The organism is Variovorax sp. GW531-E2, assembly GCF_059423125.1.
Genome location: NZ_JBWKXQ010000107.1, coordinates 1 through 7,739 on the forward strand (window position 1 = coordinate 1; position 7,739 = coordinate 7,739).

8 protein-coding genes are annotated in these 7,739 nt (G+C 70.6%); 4 read left to right on the top strand and 4 right to left on the bottom strand.

Annotation, left to right across the window (positions count from 1 at the left end; genetic code table 11):
• Window positions 1-141: 141 nt before the first annotated feature.
• Window positions 142-936 (bottom strand): UPF0149 family protein, encoded by a 795-nt coding sequence (locus tag AC07XP_RS31685; RefSeq protein ID WP_495266896.1) that lies wholly within the window; start codon window positions 934-936, stop codon window positions 142-144.
• 69 nt (window positions 937-1,005) lie between these two features.
• On the opposite strand from AC07XP_RS31685, the gene AC07XP_RS31690 reads away from it, so the two are divergent.
• Window positions 1,006-2,706 (top strand): FMN-binding glutamate synthase family protein, encoded by a 1,701-nt coding sequence (locus AC07XP_RS31690; RefSeq protein ID WP_159278938.1) that lies wholly within the window; start codon window positions 1,006-1,008, stop codon window positions 2,704-2,706.
• Window positions 2,703-3,599, top strand: a complete 897-nt coding sequence (locus AC07XP_RS31695) for a BUD32 family EKC/KEOPS complex subunit (RefSeq protein WP_495266897.1) — start codon at window positions 2,703-2,705, stop codon at window positions 3,597-3,599. Before AC07XP_RS31690 ends, AC07XP_RS31695 begins: the two co-directional genes overlap by 4 nt.
• A 27-nt stretch (window positions 3,600-3,626) precedes the next feature.
• Here AC07XP_RS31695 and AC07XP_RS31700 read toward each other — a convergent pair whose 3' ends face one another.
• Window positions 3,627-4,052 (bottom strand): PIN domain-containing protein, encoded by a 426-nt coding sequence (locus tag AC07XP_RS31700; RefSeq protein WP_062480304.1) that lies wholly within the window; start codon window positions 4,050-4,052, stop codon window positions 3,627-3,629.
• A gap of 54 nt (window positions 4,053-4,106) precedes the next feature.
• The gene (locus AC07XP_RS31705; protein ID WP_495266898.1) at window positions 4,107-5,006 is read right to left on the bottom strand and encodes a LysR family transcriptional regulator; all 900 of its coding nucleotides are present in this window, start codon (window positions 5,004-5,006) and stop codon (window positions 4,107-4,109) included.
• 121 nt (window positions 5,007-5,127) lie between these two features.
• Here AC07XP_RS31705 and AC07XP_RS31710 point away from each other — a divergent pair, with 121 nt between their 5' ends.
• Together AC07XP_RS31710 and AC07XP_RS31715 are read left to right on the top strand one after the other, a co-directional pair.
• Window positions 5,128-6,060: a DMT family transporter gene (locus tag AC07XP_RS31710; RefSeq protein WP_159278741.1), complete on the top strand. Its 933-nt coding sequence runs from the start codon at window positions 5,128-5,130 to the stop codon at window positions 6,058-6,060.
• A 14-nt stretch (window positions 6,061-6,074) separates the two neighbouring features.
• A complete protein-coding gene (locus tag AC07XP_RS31715) occupies window positions 6,075-6,389 on the top strand; it encodes a DMT family transporter (RefSeq protein ID WP_062480310.1) in 315 nt (104 codons plus the stop codon).
• Between the two features lies 1 nt (window position 6,390).
• On the opposite strand, the gene AC07XP_RS31720 is transcribed toward AC07XP_RS31715, so the two are convergent.
• Window positions 6,391-7,644, bottom strand: a complete 1,254-nt coding sequence (locus tag AC07XP_RS31720; RefSeq protein ID WP_159273637.1) for a THUMP domain-containing class I SAM-dependent RNA methyltransferase — start codon at window positions 7,642-7,644, stop codon at window positions 6,391-6,393.
• Window positions 7,645-7,739 lie beyond the last annotated feature (95 nt).

A 7,739-nucleotide genomic window follows, 5' to 3' on the forward strand; every position in this document is an offset into this window, starting at 1 on the left:
CGCTCACGCCGATGGGGTGCCTTGCGCAGCGAAATCAAGGGGGAGCCCGAAGGGCGGAGGACATTCGCGGAGCAAGGTACCCCGTCGGCGGGAGCACGCCCTGAACGGCAAGCCGTCCGTGACGCCTGGGACTCAACCCAGTCACTCACCGTGGCACTTCTTGTACTTCTTGCCGCTGCCGCAAGGGCACGGATCGTTGCGTCCCGGCGTGGCTTCCTTGCGGATCGTCTCGACCTTCGGGCCCAGGCTCTTCCAGAGCTGGCGCAGGTCGTACACCGCCCAGATCGCGGCGCCGAAGTCGTCCAGGCGCTGCTGGCTCACGCTGGGCGGGCCGTTCTCGTCGTACATCGACAGCGTGGGCTTGGCGGTGTCGTCCTCGGTCAGCGCGACGATGTTGTCGAGCGCGTCGTCGAGCATCTGCGCGGCTTCCTTGTCGCGCGGCGCGGCCCAGTCTTCGGGCCAGTTCTCGACCGCGTACATGAAGCCCAGCGCCCAGACCTGGGCGAAGGAGGGAATCTCTTCGGCGGCCATCTCGGCGCGCTCTTCCTCGGGCAGCGAGGCAATGGCGCCGCGGGTGTCGAGCACCTCGGGCTGCCAGCTGCGCTCGTCCTCGAGCGATTCGACGGGCGCGTCCAGGCCTTCCTCGATCTCGCGCCAGCGGCGTTTCCAGTTCCAGACGAACTCCATGTGCTGGGCCGGCACGAAGTGGTCTCCCAGCAGCACGGGCCAGTATTCGGTGGGGTCGATGGGACGGCGCGTGCAGATCAGCGCGGCCATGAAGCCTTCGCAGAACTCCCACTGGGGAATTTCCTCGTCGTGCTCGCGCATGGTGTCGAGCGCGCTGTCGAGGGCGTCGAAATCGTCGGGGCCCAGGGCTTGCGAGGAGGCGGCCAGGGCGGTGTCAGGGGTATCGGGGGTGTCGGGTGTGGTCGTCATGGCAGCAGTCATGGCAGGTTGGGGGCAGCCCTCTATGATGCAGCAGGCTCCAGCCGACATCTGATGACTATGCCCACGATTATTCCGTTTCCCGCACGCTACAGCGCGTTCGCCCTGTGTGTGCTGGGTCTGGTCGCCTGCCTGGCACTGGTTCTGGCCTCGCCGCACCTGTGGCTCGCGTGGATCGGCGTGGCCGCTTTCGCGGTGCTCACCGGCACCGGCGTGCACGACCTGCGCCAGGCGCGCCACGCCATCCTGCGCAACTACCCGGTCATCGGGCACCTGCGCTTTCTGCTCGAATTCATCCGCCCCGAGATCCGCCAGTATTTCATCGAGAGCGACGCCGAGGCCGCGCCGTTCTCGCGCGCCCAGCGCTCGCTGGTGTACCAGCGCGCCAAGGGCGAGCCCGACAACCGACCCTTCGGCACGCAGCTGAACGTGTCGGCCGCGGGCTACGAGTGGATCAACCACTCGATGCAGCCCACCAAGCTGGCGAACCACGATTTCCGCATCGTGATCGGCGGCACGCCGCAACCGGCCGATGCGAACCTGGCGCAGGTCTGCACGCAGCCCTACAGCGCGAGCGTGTTCAACATCTCGGCGATGAGCTTCGGCGCCCTGTCGGCCAACGCCATCCTGGCGCTCAACCAGGGCGCGCAGATGGGCGGCTTTGCGCACGACACCGGCGAGGGCTCGATCTCGCAGCACCACCGCGTGCACGGCGGCGACCTGATCTGGGAAATCGGCTCGGGCTACTTCGGCTGCCGCAACGACGACGGCACCTTCAACGCCGAGCGCTTCACCGCCAACGCGCGCGACCCGCAGGTGAAGATGATCGAGATCAAGCTCAGCCAGGGCGCCAAGCCGGGCCACGGCGGCGTGCTGCCGGCGGCCAAGGTCACGCCCGAGATCGCGGCGGCGCGCGGCGTGCCGGTGGGCGTGGACTGCGTCTCGCCCTCGTCGCACAGCGCGTTCTCCACGCCGACCGAGATGATGCATTTCGTCGCGAAGCTGCGCGAGCTGTCGGGCGGCAAGCCGACCGGCTTCAAGTTCTGCCTGGGCCACCCGTGGGAATGGTTCGGCATCGTCAAGGCGATGCAGGCCACCGGCATCACGCCCGACTTCATCGTGGTCGACGGCGCCGAGGGCGGCACGGGCGCGGCGCCGGTCGAGTTCAGCGACCACGTCGGCGCGCCCCTGCAGGAAGGCCTGCTGCTGGTGCACAACACGCTGATCGGCGTGAACCTGCGCCACCGCATCAAGATCGGCTGCGCCGCCAAGGTGATCACCGCCTTCGACGTGGCCCGCATGATGGCGCTGGGCGCCGACTGGTGCAACGCGGCGCGCGGTTTCATGATGGCGCTGGGCTGCATCCAGGCGCAGAGCTGCCACACCGGCCACTGCCCCACCGGCGTGACCACCCAGGACCCGGTGCGCCAGCAGGCGCTGGTGGTGCCGACCAAGGCCGACCGTGTGCGCAACTTCCACCGCAGCACGCTGCATGCGCTGCAGGAGCTGGTGCAGGCCGCGGGCCTCGATCACCCGCAGCAGATCACCGCGCACCACATCGTGCGCCGCATCTCCGACACCGAGGTGCGCCTGCTGAGCAACCTGGTGATGCAGGTGCAGCCCGGCGCGCTGCTCGGGCCGCTGGACAACCAGCACACCGTTTTCCGCACCTACTGGCCGCTGGCCAGTGCACAGAGTTTCCAGCCCGTGACGCAGGGCCCGCACGGGCTGCTGGCGCCGGGCTTCGCCATGGCCGCATGAATCCACTGAGACGAGGAGGCGCCGCGACGCGCCTGTACAGCCAACGGGGCGCCGCGTCGGCGCCCGCGCCGCTCGACGACGCCCCGGGCTCGGCGCCCGGCGACTACGCCGAGTTCCTGCGCGTCACCCTGCCCAGGCAGGCCAAGAACGTGGCCAGCCACCGCTTCGGCAGCGAACGCGTCTGGCTCAAGAAGGCCGGCCCGCGCCACGGCAAGTGGGGCTACCGCGTGATGGCGCTGGCCGCGCGGCTGGCCGGCCTCGACGTGATCAAGCCCGTGCCCAACCCGGGCGGCGAAGCCGCCATCGCCACCGAGGCCCGGCGCCTGAAGCAACTGGCCGCCGCGGGCCTGCGCGTGCCGATCGTGCTGGCGCAGCAGGCCGACGGGCTGCTGATTTCCGACCTCGGCGAAAGCGGCCGTGCCACCGTCGTGCTGCAGGAGCGCATCGACCAGGCCGCCGCCGCCGGCCCCGCCGCCCTGCTCGCCGTGTGGCGCGAGGGCCTGGCCGCCATCGCCGCCGTGCACCTGTGCGGCCAGCACCTGAGCCAGGCCTTCGACCGCAACCTCGTGCAGTGCCCCGACGGCGTGATCGGCTACATCGATTTCGAGGACGACCCCTCCGAGGTCATGACCCTGGCCGAATGCCAGGCCCGCGACTGGCTGAGCTACCTGCACTCCACGGCCATGATGCTCGAGGCCGCCGCGCCGCAGGCGGCGGGGCAGCACTGGCACGCGGCACTGGCGGAGGTGGACGGGGAAGTGCGCGAGCGCATCGCGAACGCGGCGCAGCGCATGAAGTGGGCGCAGAAGCTGCCGGCCAGCCGGCGCTGGGGGCGGGACACGCAGCGCGTGCGGGCCGTCGCGCGCCTGCTGGGGCAGTGGTACGCGAGCTGAACAAGGCCTGAGACGGGTCGGCGTGGCCTACGCCAGCGCCGACCGCACCGCCACCCCGCGCAGCGCCAGTCGCTTCTTCATCGACAGCACCGCCTTGTCCTTGCTGAACAGCTGCGCCCCGTGCGCCACGGACAGGTCGATGAACACCTGGTCGTCCGGATCGCTGCACACGCAGGGCGCGCGCGCCGGCACCTCGGTCACCAGCTGCACGCGCGCATCGAAATCCGCGAGCACCACCGGAATCGTCAGCTCGCGCTGCGCCATGCGCCGGGCGATCAGCGGGTAGCCCAGCACACGTTCCAGTTCGCTGCGCATCGCGGGCGTGGCCAGCCAGCGCAGCGCGCCGCGTGCGAGGTCGTCGACCAGCGGCGCCCAGGCCGGGTCTTCGAAGACCAGCAGGTCGAGGGCGATGTTGGTGTCGATGACGACGAGGTCGGGGGCTGGCAAGGTCATGGGTCGCGTGAAATCTGTCTATCGCCGATGTTGCACCATGCGGCGCCCTGGCTTCTAGCGCCCTGACGGCATCGCCAGCACCTTCGCGTCGGCGACGAGCCGCGCGTAGGCGAAGTCGGTGAAGGCCTTGATCCGCGCCACCTCTTTCAGGTCGGGATGCGTCAGCACCCAGACCTGCGTGTCGAGCGCCTCCCTCGGCGGCTCGACCTGCACCAGCTCGTCTTCCTCGTCGGCCAGCATGCACAGGAGCATGCCCAGGCCCAGGCCACGCTTCACGAGCTGCGTCATGCCCACGAGGCTGTCGACGCGCGCCGCGATCCGCGCCGGCGGCACCTGTTCGCGCAGCCACTTGGCCTGCAGCAGGTGCGACAGGCCTTCGTCGGGCGCGACCCAGTCGTGCTGGTCCAACGGGGTCGTCGCCCCGTGCTTCGCGAGGTAGGCCTTCGACGCGTACACCGCCGTCTGCAGGCGCCCGGCCCGGCGCCCGACCAGGTGGTCCGGCGGGGCGTTGGTCGGGCGGATCGCCACGTCGGCCTCGCGCTTGGTCAGGCTCAGGAACAGGTTGTTCATCACCACCTGCAGCTCGATGCCCGGGTGCAGCGCCCGGAAGTCCGCCAGGATCGGCCCGAGCAGCCCGGCCATGAAGGTGTCGGTGCTGGTGATGCGGATGACGCCGGTCAGCCGCAGGTCGAGCCCCATGAGGTGGCGCTGCGCGGCGTCGATCTGCTCGCCCACGCCCTGCAGGCGCTCGCGCAGCGCCTCGCCGGCCAGCGTCATCGCGTAGCCGGCGGGCAGGCGGTCGAACAGGCGCACCGCCATGCGCGCCTCGAGCGCGCCCAGGCGCCGCAGCACGGTGGAGTGGTTCACGCCCAGCTGGCGCGCGGCGCCGGAGAGCGAGCCGGCCTGGCCGACGGCCAGGAACACGCGAAAGTCGTCCCAGTCTGTGTCCTGCATTTATGCATACCCCGGATGCGATTTTTTCGAATGGCTTTGCAAACGCGCCGATCCTACAGTCGTCCGCAAGGGGGCGCGATTCGCCTGCCCCGCATCCACACCACACGGAGGTCGAACCACCATGGACGCGTTTTTCATTCCCGCCTCGCTCGTCGCCGGGGGCCTGCTCGCGGTGCAGGCCGGCGCCAACGCCCAGCTCTCCAAGGCCACGGGCAGCCCTTTCACCGCCACGACCTTGCAGCTGTCGGTCGGCACGCTGGCGCTGCTGGCGGTGGCGCTCGCCACGGGCACGCTGACGGCGCTGGCCGGCCTGCCGGGCGTGCCGTGGTGGCATGTGATCGGCGGCACGGCCAGCGCCTTCTACGTGGTCTCGACCATCCTGCTGTTTCCGCGCCTGGGCGCGGTGGTGGCGGTCGGCCTGTTCATCGCGGGGCAGATGCTGGCCTCGTTCGCGCTCGACACCTTCGGCCTGCTCGGCGTGGCCCCGAAGGCGCTGACACCGGCCATGGCCGGCGGCACGCTGGCGGTGCTGCTCGGGGCCGGAGCCATCGTCGCCGGGCAGGCCGGCAGCCTGCGCCAGGCGCTGGCGGGCAAGGCGGGCTGGATCGTGCTGGCGCTGCTGGCCGGCGCGGTGCTGCCGGTGCAGGGCGTGGTCAACGGGCTGCTGCGGCAGGACCTGGGCGCGCCGTTCGCGGTAGGGGCGGTGAGCTTCTTCGTGGCGACGCTGGCGATGGCCCTGGCGCTGCTGCTCGTCACGCTGTTCCGGCGGGCGCCCGCGGCCACGGCACCGCAAGGCACCGCGCTGCGCGGCATGCCGTGGTGGGGCTGGCTCGGCGGTTTTGCGGGCGCGGCCTATGTGACGACGGTGTTCACGGCGATCCCGGCCATCGGCGCCGCGGCCGCGGTCGGGCTGACGGTGGCGGGGCAGCAGGTGGCGTCGGTGTTCGTCGACCGCTACGGCTGGTTCCGGCTGCCGCAGCGCCCGGTGTCGGGCCTGCGCATGGCGGGCGTGGCCGTGCTGCTGCTCGGCGTGGCCATCATCAAGCTGCTGTGAAGGGAGCGAACGCCATGGCCTGGTTTCTTCTGCTTGCCGCCGGACTGGTGGAGATCGTGATGGCCCTCGCGCTGAAGGCCGCGGCGGGCTGGGAGCGCCCCGGCGCCGGCGCGCTGGGCCTGGGCGCCGCGCTGGCGAGCATCGTGCTGCTCACCGCCGCGATGAAGACGCTGCCGGTCGGGACGGCCTACGCGATCTGGACCGGCATCGGCGCCATCGGCGTCACGCTGATCGGCATCTTCTTTTTCCAGGAGAGCGCGGCGCCGCTGCGGCTGGTGTGCATCGCGCTGATCTTCCTGGGCATTGCAGGCCTGAAGCTGCAGAGCTAGTTCAGGTGCCGGCGTCTTGCGGCGCCGCCCGGTTCGAGCCCCGCACCATGTCGAAGCGGAACAGCCGGCATTCGATGGGGCCGTTCCACATCGGCACGCGGCGCGACTCCTTCAGGCGCATCTGCTTGGGCAGCTTCAGGTCGGGCGTGAGCACCCAGGCGGTCCAGCCCGCGTAGTTCTTCTTCCAGTGGGTGGCGAGCTGCGGAAAGAAGTCGCCGCCGTCGCCGCCCTCGCCATCACCCGGGGTCTGGGCGGCCTCGCGGGCGCCGAAGCGCGCCACGCCGCCGACCTCGATGCGCTCGCCGTACGGCGGGTTGAGCATGATCACGCCGCCCTCGGCCGGCGGCATGCGCTGCAGGGCGTCGCCGCCGCGGAACTCGATGGCGCCCGCCACGCCCGCGCGTTCGGCGTTGCGCTCGGCAAAGTCGACCATGCGGTGCGAGACGTCGGAGCCGAAGACGGCGATGGCGCTCGCATGCTGCGCGTTGGCCGCTTCATTCTTGATGGCGGCCCAGACATGCGCCTGGAACGGCAGCAGCTTCTCGAAGCCGAAGCGCCGCAGCGAACCCGCCGCGATGCCGCTGGCGATCTGCGCGGCCTCGATGGCGATGGTGCCGCTGCCGCAGCAGGGGTCGTACAGCGGGGCCTTGGCGACCTCGCCGGTCTCGGGGTTCCACCAGCCGCTGGCGGCCAGCATGGCGGCGGCCAGGGTTTCCTTCAGCGGGGCGTCGCCCTTGTCCTGGCGCCAGCCGCGCTTGAACAGCGGCTCGCCCGAGGTGTCGATGTACAGCGTGCAGCTGTCGGTGGTCAGGTGCGCAAAGATGCGGCAGTCGGGCCACTGGGTCTCGATGCTCGGGCGCACGCCGTTGGCCTTGGCGCGGAAGCGGTCGGCCACGGCGTCCTTGATGCGCAGGGTGGCGAAGTTCAGGCTCTGCAGCGGGCTGTGCTGGGCCGTGGTCTCGATCTTGAAGGTCTGCTTGGGCGTGAACCAGATCTCCCAGGCCACGCCGTTGGCGATGGCGTACAGGTCGTTCTCGTTGCGGTACGGCCCATGGGCCAGTTCGACCAGCACGCGCTGCGCGAGCCGGCTGTGCAGGTTGAGCTTGAGGCCGTCGCGCCAGTCGGCGCGCACGCGCACGCCGCCGCGCAGGGTGAGCAGGTCCTGCCCGGCACGGCCGGTCAGGGCATGCACCTCCTGGGCAAGGAATTCCTCGACGCCGGCGGCGCAAGGCAGGAAAAATGAGAGATCGTTCACGGAAAGTCGGCCATCGGGAAGCCCGCTAAGGGCCCCCATTGTCGCCGGGGCTGGGGCCTTCTCTATATAGTCGATTTGCCCATGACGCCCACCCC